15 protein-coding genes are annotated in these 13,744 nt (G+C 71.1%); 3 read left to right on the forward strand and 12 right to left on the reverse strand.

All coding sequences use genetic code 11. The features are described from left to right. Nucleotides 1-72 precede the first annotated feature (72 nt). Complete coding sequence (locus tag ACFY3V_RS11295) at nucleotides 73-1,506, forward strand: FG-GAP repeat protein (protein ID WP_389772357.1); 1,434 nt, start codon at nucleotides 73-75, stop codon at nucleotides 1,504-1,506. Between the two features lie 189 nt (nucleotides 1,507-1,695). Here the strand turns inward: ACFY3V_RS11295 and ACFY3V_RS11300 are convergent, their stop codons facing one another. The 3 genes from ACFY3V_RS11300 to ACFY3V_RS11310 form a co-directional block, all read right to left on the reverse strand. Further along, the gene (locus tag ACFY3V_RS11300; RefSeq protein WP_350943696.1) at nucleotides 1,696-2,241 is read right to left on the reverse strand and encodes a hypothetical protein; all 546 of its coding nucleotides are present in this window, start codon (nucleotides 2,239-2,241) and stop codon (nucleotides 1,696-1,698) included. A 43-nt stretch (nucleotides 2,242-2,284) separates the two neighbouring features. Then, nucleotides 2,285-3,844, reverse strand: a complete 1,560-nt coding sequence (locus ACFY3V_RS11305) for an alkaline phosphatase D family protein (RefSeq protein WP_389772360.1) — start codon at nucleotides 3,842-3,844, stop codon at nucleotides 2,285-2,287. 310 nt (nucleotides 3,845-4,154) lie between these two features. Then, nucleotides 4,155-4,988: a hypothetical protein gene (locus ACFY3V_RS11310; protein WP_362897038.1), complete on the reverse strand. Its 834-nt coding sequence runs from the start codon at nucleotides 4,986-4,988 to the stop codon at nucleotides 4,155-4,157. Nucleotides 4,989-5,151: 163 nt separating this feature from the next. On the opposite strand from ACFY3V_RS11310, the gene ACFY3V_RS11315 reads away from it, so the two are divergent. Further along, entirely contained in the window at nucleotides 5,152-5,976 is an 825-nt protein-coding gene (locus ACFY3V_RS11315) for a PaaX family transcriptional regulator C-terminal domain-containing protein (RefSeq protein ID WP_350943699.1), read from the forward strand. Between the two features lie 24 nt (nucleotides 5,977-6,000). On the opposite strand, the gene ACFY3V_RS11320 is transcribed toward ACFY3V_RS11315, so the two are convergent. Next, entirely contained in the window at nucleotides 6,001-6,510 is a 510-nt protein-coding gene (locus ACFY3V_RS11320; protein ID WP_350943700.1) for a flavin reductase family protein, read from the reverse strand. Nucleotides 6,511-6,605: 95 nt separating this feature from the next. Between ACFY3V_RS11320 and ACFY3V_RS11325 the strand changes: the two genes are divergently transcribed. Further along, nucleotides 6,606-7,103 (forward strand): hypothetical protein, encoded by a 498-nt coding sequence (locus ACFY3V_RS11325; RefSeq protein ID WP_389772364.1) that lies wholly within the window; start codon nucleotides 6,606-6,608, stop codon nucleotides 7,101-7,103. Here the strand turns inward: ACFY3V_RS11325 and ACFY3V_RS11330 are convergent. From ACFY3V_RS11330 to ACFY3V_RS11365, 8 genes are read right to left on the reverse strand one after another with little or no spacing between them, the layout of a single operon-like run. Continuing rightward, nucleotides 7,093-7,854, reverse strand: coding sequence for an SDR family NAD(P)-dependent oxidoreductase (locus ACFY3V_RS11330; RefSeq protein ID WP_389772367.1), 762 nt, complete (start codon nucleotides 7,852-7,854; stop codon nucleotides 7,093-7,095). The genes ACFY3V_RS11325 and ACFY3V_RS11330 overlap by 11 nt on opposite strands. Beyond that, on the reverse strand, nucleotides 7,851-8,873 hold the full coding sequence (locus ACFY3V_RS11335) for an LLM class flavin-dependent oxidoreductase (protein ID WP_362897041.1): 1,023 nt from the start codon (nucleotides 8,871-8,873) through the stop codon (nucleotides 7,851-7,853). Before ACFY3V_RS11335 ends, ACFY3V_RS11330 begins: the two co-directional genes overlap by 4 nt. Next, entirely contained in the window at nucleotides 8,860-9,147 is a 288-nt protein-coding gene (locus ACFY3V_RS11340; RefSeq protein WP_350943704.1) for a TIGR04076 family protein, read from the reverse strand. The genes ACFY3V_RS11335 and ACFY3V_RS11340 overlap by 14 nt, the downstream gene beginning before the upstream one ends. Further along, on the reverse strand, nucleotides 9,144-9,443 hold the full coding sequence (locus ACFY3V_RS11345; protein ID WP_350943705.1) for a TIGR04076 family protein: 300 nt from the start codon (nucleotides 9,441-9,443) through the stop codon (nucleotides 9,144-9,146). Before ACFY3V_RS11345 ends, ACFY3V_RS11340 begins: the two co-directional genes overlap by 4 nt. Next, nucleotides 9,440-10,648, reverse strand: a complete 1,209-nt coding sequence (locus ACFY3V_RS11350) for an acyl-CoA dehydrogenase family protein (protein WP_389772371.1) — start codon at nucleotides 10,646-10,648, stop codon at nucleotides 9,440-9,442. Before ACFY3V_RS11350 ends, ACFY3V_RS11345 begins: the two co-directional genes overlap by 4 nt. Before the next feature lie 59 nt (nucleotides 10,649-10,707). Then, on the reverse strand, nucleotides 10,708-11,499 hold the full coding sequence (locus tag ACFY3V_RS11355) for an amino acid ABC transporter ATP-binding protein (RefSeq protein ID WP_362897044.1): 792 nt from the start codon (nucleotides 11,497-11,499) through the stop codon (nucleotides 10,708-10,710). Then, entirely contained in the window at nucleotides 11,496-12,368 is an 873-nt protein-coding gene (locus ACFY3V_RS11360) for an amino acid ABC transporter permease (RefSeq protein WP_350943708.1), read from the reverse strand. Before ACFY3V_RS11360 ends, ACFY3V_RS11355 begins: the two co-directional genes overlap by 4 nt. A gap of 9 nt (nucleotides 12,369-12,377) precedes the next feature. Further along, nucleotides 12,378-13,367 carry a transporter substrate-binding domain-containing protein gene (locus ACFY3V_RS11365; protein WP_389772376.1) on the reverse strand — a complete coding sequence of 330 codons (990 nt, stop codon included), beginning with the start codon at nucleotides 13,365-13,367 and terminating at the stop codon, nucleotides 12,378-12,380. Nucleotides 13,368-13,744 lie beyond the last annotated feature (377 nt).

The following is a 13,744-nucleotide window of genomic DNA, read 5'->3' on the forward strand; positions in this document are numbered from 1 at the left end:
TACGCGTACCGGCCACGTGAATTTCATGTCCCGGTGGGCCGCGTGTCCGAATCACCGGAAACCATCACAGGTATGAGAGCCGCGCTCCTCACCTCCGCAGTCCTCACCTCCCTGCTGGTCCCCCTGTTGGTCTCCGCCTCCCCTCCCCCCGTCCACGCCTCGGCCGCCGCCTGCTCCGGCGTACCCTCCGACTTCGACGGCGACGGACGGGCCGATCTCGCGGTCGCCGCGCCCTACACCCGCTCCGGCGGCCACGCCCGCGCGGGATCGGTCACCGTCCTGTACGACCTGCGCGACCCCGTGGAACTCACCCAGGACACGCCCGGGGTGCCCGGCGAGAGCCAGACCGGGGACTCGTTCGGCTCGGCGCTCGCGACCGGTGACCTCGACGGCGACGGCTGCGCCGACCTCGCCGTGGGCGTCTCCGAGAAGAACCGCTCCCGGCCGGGAGAGGAGGGCCACGGTGTCGTGCAACTGTTCCACGGCTCGCCTGACGGCCTGCGGCCCGGCAAGGCGATCGACGCCGACGACCTGGGCCGCGAAGGTGATCCCGGCCGGTTCGGTGCCGCGCTCGCGGCGGGGGACCTGGACGGCGACGGCGACGACGAACTGGTGATCGGCGCCCCCGGGCTGGGCGGTGGCGCGGTCGGGGTGTACGGCCTCAAGGGCCGCAAACCGTACATGATCACGCAGGAGACCCGCTGGGTGGGGCAGCGTGAGCGGGAGACCGACCAGTTCGGCGCGGCGCTCGCCACCGGCGACTTCGACGGCGACGGCCGGGCCGAGATCGCCGTGGGCGCGCCCGCGGACACGGTGCTGAAGAACGGCCAGGGCTCGGTCACCGTCCTCGACGTCCGGCGCCGGAAGGCGACCATGCTCACCCAGGACAGTCCCTGGATCAGCGGCCTCGCCGAGGCCTGGGACTTCTTCGGCAGCGCCCTCGCCGCCGGTGACTTCAACGCCGACGGACGCGACGACCTGGCGATCGGGGTGCCCGGCGAGGGACTGAGCGAGAACCAGCGGGCGATGGACTACGGCGACGGCACCGTGCACGTCGTCTACGGTTCCCGCTCAGGACTGCGGACGGCGGTCTCCGAGACCTGGTCGCAGCGCTCCCTGAAGGGCGAGCCGCGCTACTTCGACCGCTTCGGCGCCGCCCTCGCCGCCGGGGACCTCAATGGCGACGGCGACGACGAGCTGGTGATCGGGGCGCCGGGTGAGAACGCCGTCCACGTGCTCGCGGGAACCCGTTCAGGCGGCCTCACCAGGAACCACAACCTGTTGATCACCGGTGCGGGCGGCGACTTCGGCGCGGCCCTGGCCACGGTCGCCGGGCGCCGCCTCGTCGTCGCCGCCCCGGGCAGCGGCAGGCTCACCCTGCTGCGCGGAAGCGTGCGAAAGGGCTCCTACCCGGGCATCCGCCCGTCGACGGCGAAACCCCTCGTCGGCGCCCCCAAGGACACCCTGTTCGGCTACACCTTCGCGAGCCCGTCCTCCTCGCGGTAGACGCCTGCGAGGGAGCGGGCCGCACGGGTGGTGGCGGGCCCCCGATCGTCGGCGAGACCGTCACCCACCTGGGTGGCGGACCGGCCGGCCTGACGGCCGAGACCGATTGTGAGGCCGAAAGGAGTCCGCGCGTCTTCTGCGCCGGACCGGGGGTGCCCCCGCGCCCGGCGCCGGAAAGAGGACGCGGGTTCAGCGGATGCGCGTGCTGGCCTTGATCTTGCGGCCGATCTCCTTGCGGAGCTTGCGGATGTCGGCGTCCGCGTTGGATGTGGCGATAACGCCGAACGCGGCGGTGGCGACGCCCCGGCGTGAGCCGGCCCAGGCGCGGATCCGCACGGTCGTCGAGTCGCCCTTGTCCAGGGAGGTGATCCAGCACGACAGGCTACGGCCCTTGACGGAGCATTTGACGCTGCGCGGCTTGGAGACCACCCGGATCTTACGGAAACGTTTGGAGAAGTCTCCGGTGAGTGCCACGTAGTGCTGGCCCTTGGCCTTCCTGTTGCGGACCTTGACGGAGTAGACGAGGGATCCGCCCCGTTTGACGTGCTTGGGGAAGGTGATCACGTACCCGAAGGCGGAGGGCGCCGCGGCGGCGGGCGCGACCGCGGGCGCGGCCGGTAACGCGGGTAACGCTGACAGGGCTGATGAGGCTGTGGCGGGGGTCGGGGACAGGAGGGCGCCGCCCACCGCTGCGGCGAGAGCCGCGGCGGTGAGCCTCGTGGTGAGGGGACTCATAAGCGGCATCATCCAATAAATCAGTCCGAATTCCTCTCACGTTTCAGGTTAGTGCCGACTGTCCTGACGGCACGGTGAACCGTGCGCCGGTCTTCGCGGGGGCGCCACGCCTGCTGATGTAGTCGAGCGTGCGGAAGTCCGCCTGCAGTTCCTCCGGGGTGACCCGGCAGACGATGTAGCCGCGCCGCTGGTCAAGGTAGGAGATATGCGGATTTTCCGCGATCGTCCCGGAGATCCGGCCCTCGTCGCGGTAGCCGTCGCCGTCACTCGCGATCGAGGAGGTGACGAGTTCCACCGCCACGCGGGGAGAGTCGGGGTCGTCGAAGTCGAGCTTCAGGTCCGCCGCGTGGTGCATGTGCGCGTCGCCGGTCAGCACGACCGGGTTGGACGCGCCCGAGTCGCGAAACCCGGTGAGCAGGCGGGTGCGCTCTGCGGCATAGCCGTCCCAGGAGTCCATGTTGACCTCGACTCCCGGCCCGACCTTGGAGTCGCGCTGGGCCATCAGGATCTGCTGGCCGACCAGGTTCCAGCGGGCGCCGGAACTCGCGAGACCGTCCAGCAGCCAGCGCCGCTGGTCCTCGCCGAGCAGGGTGCGTCCGGTCGCGAGCCGCTCGTCGCAGCCGGACCTGAGCCCGTCCTCGCACGCCTGGTCGTCACGGAACTGCCGGGTGTCGAGCAGGTGGAAACGGGCGAGCGGCCCCCAGTCCACCCGGCGGTGGACCCGCATCGACGCGCCTCCCGGCACGCTCGTCCTGCGCAGCGGCATGTTCTCGTAGTACGCCTGGAAGGCGTTCGCCCTGCGCCGGGCGAAGGCCGGGGCGCCGGTGCTGGAGACGTCCCCCGCCCAGTTGTTCTCGATCTCGTGATCGTCGAAGGCGACCAGCCACGGCGCGACCGCGTGCGCCGCCTGCAGGTCGGGGTCGCTCTTGTACTGCGCGTGGCGCATCCGGTAGTCGGCCAGCGTGGCGCACTTGCCCCAGGTGTGCTGCCGGACGCTCCCGCCCAGCGCCGTGTATCCCCTGGGGGCGTACTCGTACATGTAGTCGCCCAGGTGCACGACCAGCTCGGGGTCCTGCTCGGCCAGCCTTCTGTACGCCGTGTAGAAACCGTGCTCGTAGTGAGCGCAGGCGGCGACGGCGAAGGTGAGCGGGGACGACGAGGACGACGAGGGCACCGCGGACGGTGCCGTACGGGTGCGGCCGGTCGGCGACAGGTGGCCCTCGGCGCGGAAGCGGTAGAAATACTCCCGCCCCGGCTCCAGGCCGTCGACCTCGACATGGACGCTGTGCGCCTGCTTCCAGCGCGCGGTCTCGGTGCCCTCGCGGACCACCTTGGAGAACCGCTCGTCGGTGGCGAGCTGCCATTCGACGTCCACGTCCCTCACCGGCATGCCGCCCCGGCCGTTCAGGCCGAGCGGGTCGAGGGCGAGCCTGGTCCACAGCACGATCCCGTCCTTGGACGGGTCGCCGGAGGCGATGCCGAGGGTGAAGGGATCACCGGCGAGGGTCCGGGAGGGGCCGAGCCCCGCCCCGGTCAGCAACAGGCCGCCCGCACCCGCGGCGGCGAAGGAAAGGAACACTCTGCGTGACGGCTTCTGCTCCACCCCACCAGTGCAGCCTTTTCGGCTTTCTCCGCTGTGACCTGCGAATCAAGGCGAGATGAACAGCCGTCGCACAGAAAGACGCCTTACCCACCGTGATTGAACGACGGCCGACCTTGGGACGACATCACGGCGAAGAGCCGACCTCGCGCCGGTGGCCGCGCGGCACGGACGGCGACGACGGCCCGTGACCGCGAAGGATCGGAACCCACGGTGACCGACGCGTCCGGTGAGCGCGGGCGAACGCCTTCAGGACGGAGCCGACGGATCCCGTCAAAGGCACCGCGGCCGGTCAGAGCGGGGATGCCCGCCGTCAGTGCAGGTAGGGCTTGAGATGGGGGGTGAGGGCACCGCAGCCCAGGTATTTCTCCACGGTGTGGAAGTCGATCCAGTCGAGGTTGACGATGACCTCCTGGTCGACCCCGGTGAAGCAGGTCCGCAGCGCCGGAGGGATCGCCGCGATGTCGTCCTTGTCGGCGATGTTGACCCACCGCTTGACCTTGCGGGGCCGCTCGCCCCAGTTGTTGACCGGGGCGGGCACCAGGCGCTCGAAGATCACGTTGCGCATGCCGAGCGGGCTGCCGAGGGTGATGAGCAGGTCGACCTCCAGGTCGGGGTTGGCCCAGAGCGTCTCGTACGTCACCACACTGCCCAGCGAGTGGGCGATCACCACCTTGGGGCGGTTGCGCCTGATCACCTCGGCCACGGCCGCCCGGGCCTTCGCCCTGGCCTCGCCCCCGGCGGCCATGTAGGCGGCGACCTCGGGGCAGAACAGCCTGGCGAACTCGGCGGCGTTGACCTCCAGCCGGTCCAGCAGCCAGCCGGTCATCCGGTACAGGGCGCCGGTCAGCCCCTCCCCCACCGCGTCGATCTGCCTGGCCCAGGCGACGAAGACCTCCTGGGCGCCGACGTCCATGGTCCGCACCGCGCGTACGGACTCGTCCTTGCTCTCGCCCAGCAGGTGGGCGTAGTAGGCGATCTCGGTGACGTAGCGCTCCTTGGCGTGCGGCTTGCCGCCGGTGAGACCCTTGTGCAGGTAACGGTCCCACTTGTCGCGCATCGCGACGGCCGCGCCGCTGACCGAGTTACCCGCGTCACGGTAGTAGCGGTACTTGCCGATACCGTGCACGCCGACGATCGTGTCCATGCTCCCCGCCCTCTGAAGCCCTGTTTCCCGGGTGTCGTACGCCCCCGGGCAACTGTGGCGGAAGCGAGCACCGCGCCACAAGGCCGCGGCGGCACCCGCCGGAGGAGGCCGTGATCGCTCGCGTCGCCCCGGGGAGAGAGGGAGCGCATGCTAGCATCAAAGCTTGCGTACAGACGGTGATGATCTCTTCGACGTGCAGCCGCAGAGCCTGCTGATGACGACTTTCGGGGCCTTCCTGGAGCCCCGCACGGCGCCGGTGTGGTCGGGCGGCCTGGTCACTTTGCTCGACTATTTCGGGATCACCACCGCGGCGGCCCGCATCGCGTTGGCGCGCCTCGTCCAGCGCGAGCTCGCCGAGCGGCACCGTAAGGGGCGGCACGTCTACTACACGCTGACCAGGCGGAGCGTGCATCTGCTGGAGGACGGCGACGAGCGGATCTCCTCGCTCGGTAAGCGCCCCGGCGCTGCCTCGACCTGGACGCTCGTCTGGCACACGCTGCCCGACAGCCGCAAGGCCGAGCGGTCCAACTTCGTGCGCCAGCTCCGCTTCCACGGTTTCGGGCTTCTGCAGGACGGTATGTGGGTCTCGCCACGCGACTACGTGGCGGAGGTGACCGACCTGGTCGACAAGCTCGGCATCGCCGACGCCGTCACGATCTTCCGGGCCTCGCCCTCGGGAGACGTCGCCTCGGGGCCGCTGCTCGGGCATCTATGGCAGCTCGACCAGGTCGCCGAGCGCTATCGCCACTTCGCCTCCAGATACGCCCCGCTGACCCGGCCGCCGCGGATGTCGCCGCGGGAGGCGTTCGTCACCTGCACCGAGATGATGCAGTCCTTTCGCTCGTTCGCCGACATCGACCCCGAGCTGCCCGAGGAGTGGGCGACCCACGCGGGGGCGCGCGAGGAGGCGATCGCGGTCTACTGGGAGGCGCTGGGCCGGCTCAGGGAGCCGGCCGCGACCCACTTTCGCGAGCTGACCCGCACCTGAGGCGGGCGGACCGGGCGTGTCCGCTCAGGCGGGCTCGCCGGACGCCAGCCGGTGGTAGCGGCTGTTGAAGAACAGCAGCGGCGTGTCGTGCTCGTGGTGGGTGCGCACGACCTGGCCGATGACGATCACATGGTCGCCCTTGCGCTGGGTGGACTCGACCTCGCACAGCATGCCCGCGAGCGCGCCGCGGATCACGGGCAGGCCGTCCACCAGCTCGAAGGCGGGGTCGTCCATGGTCGGCTGCGATCCGGCGAAGCGCCGGGAGTGCTCCTCGTGCTGCTCGGCGAGCACGCACACGCTGAACCGGCCGTTGCGCTCGATGGCCGCGCAGGTGTTCGAGCCGATCTTGAGGCAGACGAGGATCAGTGGCGGTTCCAGCGACACCGACGTCAGCGAGTTGACCGACGCGGCATAGGGCCGCCCCTGGTCCACCGTGGCCACGATCGCCACACCGGTGGCGAAGCGGCGCATCACCTCGCGCAGCAGGGCCGAATCGACGGGGACGGAGCCGAGCCCGGGGGGCGGCATGCCCATCCGCGCCTCCTTTCGCAGTGGCCCCTCGGGGGGCGCGTCAATAGATTACAAGTCAGCATTGTGCACTGTCTACCATCGTGGCTAGGCTGCGGAATGTGCCAGATCCCCGCATCGCCTCGCTACGACGGCTGCTCGCGGCGTACTACCGGCCGGAAGGACTCCGCCTGGGCATCGTGCTGTCGAGCGGGTGCGCCGACGAGGACGTCACCGCCGCCGCCGACACCCTCGCCGCACACGGCCAGCCACCCCCGCGCCGGCTCGCGCGGTTGCACCCGCGCCCGGGAGAGCCCGACACCCGCCCGGCCGACATCGCGGACTTCCTGCGCAGGTACGGCCACGAGTACGCCACCGTGTGGCTGCCCGCGCCCGCCGACGAGGCCGACCTCGCCTCCGTCACGGTCGCGGCCAGGGGCGCCGGCTGCGCGATCGGCTGGGACCTGACAGGCGGCGCGCATCCCGGCCCCGGCCTCGCGGACGGCGAGGCCCGGCTGCGCACGTGGGGGGTGGACTTCGCGCTCTGGTCGGCTCCGGCAGACCCGGCGGGCGAGATACGCGTCTACACCCGCGGGCCCTCCGCGTGGCTCAGCCGGTGAACTCGCCGCCGGTCATCCAGACCGTCTGCCCGGTGACCTGGTCGAACTCCGGTGAGACCAGCGCCACGACGGTACGCGCGACCTCACGCGGCGCCGGAAAGCGCGGCAGCGCCATCCGCCGGCGCAACGCCTCCGACAGCTCCCGCAGCACGGGATCGTCCGGTTCCCCGGCGTCCGGCTCGGCCACCCGGCCCGGGGCCACCACGTTGGCCGTGATCCCGTACCGTCCCTCCTCGGCGGCGACGTAACGCGTCAGCACCGACGCCGCCGCCTTCGCCGCCGCGTACGCCCCCATGCCCGGCATGGGGCGGGCCATCAGTGCCCCGGAGACGAACACGATGCGGCCGAAACCCGCCGCCCGCATACCGGGCAGGACCCGCCGGCACAGTTCGTGGTGGGCGCGCACGCCGTCGAGATGACGTTCCAGCGTGCCCGGCTCGATGTCGGCCACCGCCGCGACGCCCGCCGCTCCGGCCGGTTCCGCGGCGTTGACGAGGATCGTCACCGGTCCCAGTTCGGCCTCCACGGTGGACACAAGCCGGTCGGCGGATCGCGGCCCCGGCAGTGCCGCGCACACGGCCAGGCCACCGCCGCACTCCCGCACGATCTCGGCGGCCTGGCCCGCGGAGCGGTGGCAGTGCACGGCCACCGCCGCGCCCGCCGCGGCGAGCCCGGTGGCGACGTGTCTCCCGATCGCGCCGGTCCCTCCCGCGACGAGCGCCACCCGTCCCGCCAGCGGCCCCGCGGTCATCCCGCCCCCCGGGCGCGCAGGGTGGGCAGCACGCTCTCACCGAAGATCCGCATCGCGTGGGTGAGGTCGGGGCCGAGCGGCGGCCCGAAGGAGATGTGCCGGGCTCCCGCGGCGAGCAGCGCCTCGCACTGCTCCAGCACGTCACGGGCCCCGCCGACGATGCCCAGGCTGAGCATCGACGACGAGGAGAGCACCGCCCCGGCCGCCTCGTCCAGGCGCCCGTCGTCCACGAGCGCCTGGGTCCGGGCGAACTCCTCGGGGTCCAGACCGTGGGCGGCGAGCGCGTCGGCCGACAGCGAGCCGCTGTAACGGGCGATGAACCTGGCCAGGGCGTGGCGGGCCTGTTCACGATCCTCGTCGAGCGAGCACCAGACACACGCGGCGATGTCCAGTGCGGCCACATCGCGGCCCTGCGCCTGTGCCCCGCGTCCGATCTGCTCCATCGCGTCGAGGACCTGGCCCGGCGGCAGGCACAGCGGCAGCGCGCCGTCCGCGTGCCGCCCGGCCAGCTCCAGCATCTTCGGACCCATCGCGCCGATGTAGATCGGCACCGGTCGCGGCGACTCGATGCGGGCCTGCTCGTGCCAGCCCTCGCCCGCGCCCGGCAGTCCGGCGGGGCTGTGGCCCTCGGTGAGCGCGCGGATCGCCACGATCGCCGTACGCGTGCGCGGCACCGGACGCGGCGCCACGATTCCGGCGCGGCGGAAGAAGACGTCGGAGCCGGCGCCCAGGCCGAGGATGAACCGGCCACCCGACAGCTCCTGATAGCCGGAGGCGAGCTGGGCGAGCTGGACGGGATGGATCGACACCGGGTCGAGCACCGCGGAGCCGACCTTGATCCGGTTCGTCGCCCCGAGCATCGCGGCCAGAGTCGCGATCCCCGGTCCGCCGAACAGATCGTTGCCGGTCCACACCTGGTCGAAGCCCATCGCCTCGGCGCGCACCGCGTGCTCGGTGATCTCCGCGATGCCACCCCCGCCGACCCGTACGCTGAAGATCGGTCCCTCATGCTCGGTCATCGTCGTCCACCTTTTCCAGACGCATGATCAGGTTCTCCGGCGGGTCGGGGCACGCGGCGAGCGGGCGCCCGGCCAGCCAGGCGTCCCCGCCCGGCGCGGCGAGCCGCCCGTTGAGCAGTGAGGTGGCCGAGGCGATGGCGTAGAAGCAGAAGTGCCCGCCCGGCGGCAGCGACACCCCCTCGGGGCCGACCTCGAAGTAGTCGCCGACGCGCAGCCCGCACGCCGAGTAGTTCATGAACTCAACGGTGCAGCGCACCCCGCGGCCCGCGCTCACTGTGCTCCTTCCGTCCCCGCCGCCCGGTCCACCCGCTCCAGACGCATGACGACGGCGTCGGCCGGGTCGGGACAGCAGATGAAGGGCTTGCGCTCCAGCCAGTGGTCGGCGGGCAGGTCCGACAGCCGGGACTCCAGGATCGGGAAGACCGCGGCCATGGCCTGCAGGCAGAAGGGCCTGCCCTGGGGCAGGGTCAGCGCGGTGCCCTCGACCTCGAAGTGATCACCGATGGCCAGGCCGCACCGCGGAGAGTCCGCCCGCTCGACCACGACCCGCACCCGCGGCGGCGCGGTCACGGCGCGGCGCCGAACAGGGTCGGCCCGCCGGCCGGGTCGTGCAGCACCTTCTCCGCCAGGGAGCCCCAGTGCACGCGCTTGGCCCCGACGTGCGCGAGCGCGCTCCAGGCGTCGCGCAGCACGCGCTGCATGGGATCGTCGTCGAAGAGATAGTGCGATCCGTACAGCTCCAGGCACAGATCGAGCACGCGGCGCAGCGTCTCGGCGGCCATGGTGTTGGTCGCGATCAGCCGGTGCTCCTGCGTCGGGGTGAGCACCCTGCCGGGGGTGAAGACGATCTCGTCGGTGCGCTTGGCGATGTCGGTGATCCCGGCGAGCAGCATGTCCACCTCGGCGCACGCCTGGCCGAGCACGCGCCTGGTCGTCACGTCGGCCACGCCCGCGGGCCCGAGCCTGCGGCGTACGGCCGTCAGCGCCAGGTCCAGCGCGTGCTGCGCCACACCGACGCAGACCCCGGTCAGGCCGAAGAACGCGAGCGTGACGTGCTTGTTGAGCGGGTCGGCGTCGGGGTTGGCGAGCGCCTCCCTGTCGAAGGAGTACCGCTCGGGGACGAACACCGGCTCGGTGATCGAGTAGGACGAGCTCCCCGAGCCGCGCACGCCGAGCGTGTGCCAGTTGTGGGCGTGCACCACCGCCTCGCGCGGCAGCCACAGGCCAAGAGTGAGCTGCTTGCCGTTCGGCCCGATCACCGGCTCGTCGCCGTCGAAGACCAGGCAGCCGCCGATGATGTGCTCGGCGACGTAGCTGCCGCTGCCCCAGTCCCACCGCCCGGTGACCAGGTAGCCGCCTTCGGTCACCTGCGCCCGGCCCTTGGGATGGAACGCGCCACTGGTGGGCATGTCGCGGGTCGGGTACAGCTCGTGGTACGCCTCGTCGCCGAGCCGCCCGGCGTAGAAACCGGTGGCGTTGAGCACCGCGACGTTCCAGGCCGTGCCCGCGTCCACCCTGGCGATTTTGGCGACGACGGCCACCTGGTCGGCGAGGGGCACCTCCATTCCGCCGAGGCGCGCGGGAAAGCCCATCTCGAACAGGCCCGCCCGGCGCAGCGCCAGCGCCGCCCGCTCGCTGAGCCGCCCCTTGGCGTCGCCGTCGGCGGCCTCCTCCGCGACGAGGTCGAGCACCGCGTCCGCGTTGGCCGACACCGCCTCCGCGGCCACCGGCGCACGCGACACACTCCCGGCGGGCAGTTCGTTGGTGGTGGTCATGATTCTCCTATCGGCCCCATCGGCCTTCTTCTTCGGTTCTCGGCGGTCAGGACGCGCGGTCATCGCAGCACGGCCGACAGGAACGCGCGGCTGCGTTCGTGCCGGGGGTTGCGCAGCACCTCGTGCGGCGGGCCCTGCTCGACGATCCGGCCGCCGTCCATGAACACCACGCGGCTCGCGACCTCGCGGGCGAAACCCATCTCGTGCGTCACGACGATCATCGTCATCCCGCGCGTCGCGAGATCTCGCATCACGTTGAGCACCTCGCCGACCAGTTCCGGATCGAGCGCGCTGGTCGGCTCGTCGAACAGCATCACCTTCGGGCGCATCGCCAGCGCCCGCGCGATGGCCACGCGCTGCTGCTGACCGCCGGACAGGCGCGAGGGATAGTCGCCGGCCTTGTCGGCCAGCCCGACGCTCTCCAGCAGCTCCAGCGCGTGGGTACGGGCGGCGGCCTTGTCCTCGCCGCGTACCCGCACGGGCGCGAAGGCGACGTTCTCCAGCGCGGTGAGGTGCGGGAACAGGTTGAAGTGCTGGAACACCATGCCGACCTGCGTACGCTGGCGGCAGGCCGCGTTCTCCCGCAGCTCGCGCAGCCTGCCGCGGTGCACGCGGTAGCCGACGAGCGAGCCGTCCACCAGCACCAGGCCGCGGTCGATGTCCTCCAGGTTGTTGACGCAGCGCAGCAGGGTGCTCTTGCCGCATCCCGAGGGCCCGATCAGGCACACCGTCTCGCCCGCGGCGACGGTGAGGTCGATGTCGAACAGGACCTGGCGGTGCCCGTACGACTTGCTGATGTTCTCGATCGAGACCATCGGCCGCGCGTCGCGCGGCTCCGGTTCGGCGGTCATCGTTCCGCGATCCTTCGTTCGAGGATGTACTGACCGGCCGTGAGCAGGGCGATCACGGCGAAGTACCAGACGGTCGCGACCAGCAGCATCTCGATCGTGCGGTAGTTGGAGCCGGAGATGGCCTGCGCGACGGTGAGCAGGTCGCCGCCGCCGATCACCGACACGATCGCGGTCGCCTTGAGCATGCTGATCAGCTCGTTTCCCATCGGGGGCACGATCACCCGCAGCGCCTGCGGCAGGACGATGAAGCGGGTGGTCCTCAGCGAGTTGAGCCCGAGCGCCTTGGCGGCCTCGCGCTGGCCTCGGCCGATCGCGAGCAGGCCGCCGCGTACGATCTCGGCCATGTAGCCGGAACCCGCGAGCGTCAGCCCGATGACCGAGGCCGCGAACGGCGTCAGCACCTCCTGCACCGGACGGCTGAACACCTGCAGGTCGGTGAACGGGATACCGACGGTGATCCGGTCCACGAACAGTCCGAGGTTGCCGACGAAGATGAGCAGCAGGATCAGCGGGATACCGCGGAAGACGAAGATGTACGCCGCCGCGGTCGCGCTGATGATCCTGCTCGGCGACATCCGCATCAGCGCGACCACCACCGCGCCGATCACGGAGAACGCCATGCCCATCGCGGTCATCAGCAGCGTGCGCGTCAGGCCGGCCATGATGTCGGGGTGGAAGAGGTACTCGCCGACGACCGGCCACTCGATCTTGGGGTTCGCGGCGAAGGCGTAGGCCGTCATCGCGACGACCGCCACCACCAGCACGGCGACCGCGCCGCGCCCGTAGTGCCGCACCGGCACGGCGTCCTGGCGGGCGAGCGGCGAGACGCCGTCCGCGAGGCCGGGAGCCCGGGATGCCTGCTCTGTCATCACGACCGCTCAGGACGCGGGGGTGGCCGAGGCGCCCTGCCCGGCGGGCAGGCCGGTGTAGCTGTTCACCTTGATGTCCTCGGCGGGCAGCGCGGCGTCACCGGAGTCCCACCTGTCCATCACCTTCCGGTACTCCCCTGATCGCGCGAGTTCGCCAAGCGCTCCGGCCAGCGCGTTCGACAACCCGGGTTGCTCCTTGGAGATCGCGATCGCCACGTCGCGCTCCATGTACGGGTCGATCTGGTCGTCCGGCAGGGACACGTTCTCGAAGGCGGTGCCCGACTCCTTGGCGATGACCCGGACGGAGACCGTCACATCCATCCAGGCGTCCACGGTGCCACCCTTGATCGCGACGATCGCGCCCTGCGCGCCCGGGTAGCCGATCGGTGTGATCGCGGGTTTGCCCTGCCCGACGCAGAACTTCTCGCTGTTGCCCTTGACCACGGCCTCCTGCTGGCTGCCGCTCGGCACGCCGATCTTCAGGCCGCAGGCGTCCGAGAGGCTCTTGATCCCGTGCGGATTGCCCTCCTTGACGAGCACGGACATCGGGGAGCGGTAGAAGCCAACGAGGTCGATCACCTGCTCGCGTTCCTTGCCGTCGCTGACCTGCCCGAACAGTGCGTCGACGTTGCCGCTCTGCAGTCCGGGCAGCTGCGCCGGCCACTGCAGGTTCTTCCACACCGGCGTCACGCCCAGGATCTCGCCGAGCGCGACCGCGAGGTCCGGGGTGATCCCGACCGGCTTGGAGGTGTCACCGGGCTCGATCCCGATGATCGGCGGTGTCTCCCACAGCGCGCCGAACACGATCTGCTTGCTCTGCTTGATCCGGTCGGGCAACTGATCGTGCAGCGCCTGGTCGAACGCCGAGGCCGCGGACGACTCCGGGGTCGTGGACGACGCCGAGGCCTGTGCCGGTCCGCCCTCGGATGAGTCGCTCCCGCAACCCCCGACGCCCACTGCCAGGGCGACCGTGGCGGAACACGCCACCAGGGCGCGCACCGAACCACGTTTTGCGATTTGCACTGTTTTAGCGACCGGCACGGCTCACTCCTTCCTAAAGGTGACCTTTCGGGCACCGAGAGCTGAGACATTACATAGGAGTCAGCTGCACTGACAAGCATTTGCGACGGAACGTTCCCGGCGAAAAAGAACGGCCGCTCGTGCCACGTCGCCCTCACATTCGAAGCAGGCCGGTGTGAGGGCGGCCAGGGCGATGCCGGACGAGAATCTCCAGGCCACGGTCATCGACGTCCGCGCCCACCTGCGCCTTCCCCGTCCGAAAATCCTCGTCCCGGCAGCGGCGAGCCGAGCCAGGCCAGGACGAAGGACCGGAAGATCACCGGCCGCAGGGACCGTGCACCGCTTCACGACTCATC

This window comes from Streptosporangium sp. NPDC000095, from assembly GCF_042899335.1.
Lineage (GTDB): Bacteria > Actinomycetota > Actinomycetes > Streptosporangiales > Streptosporangiaceae > Streptosporangium.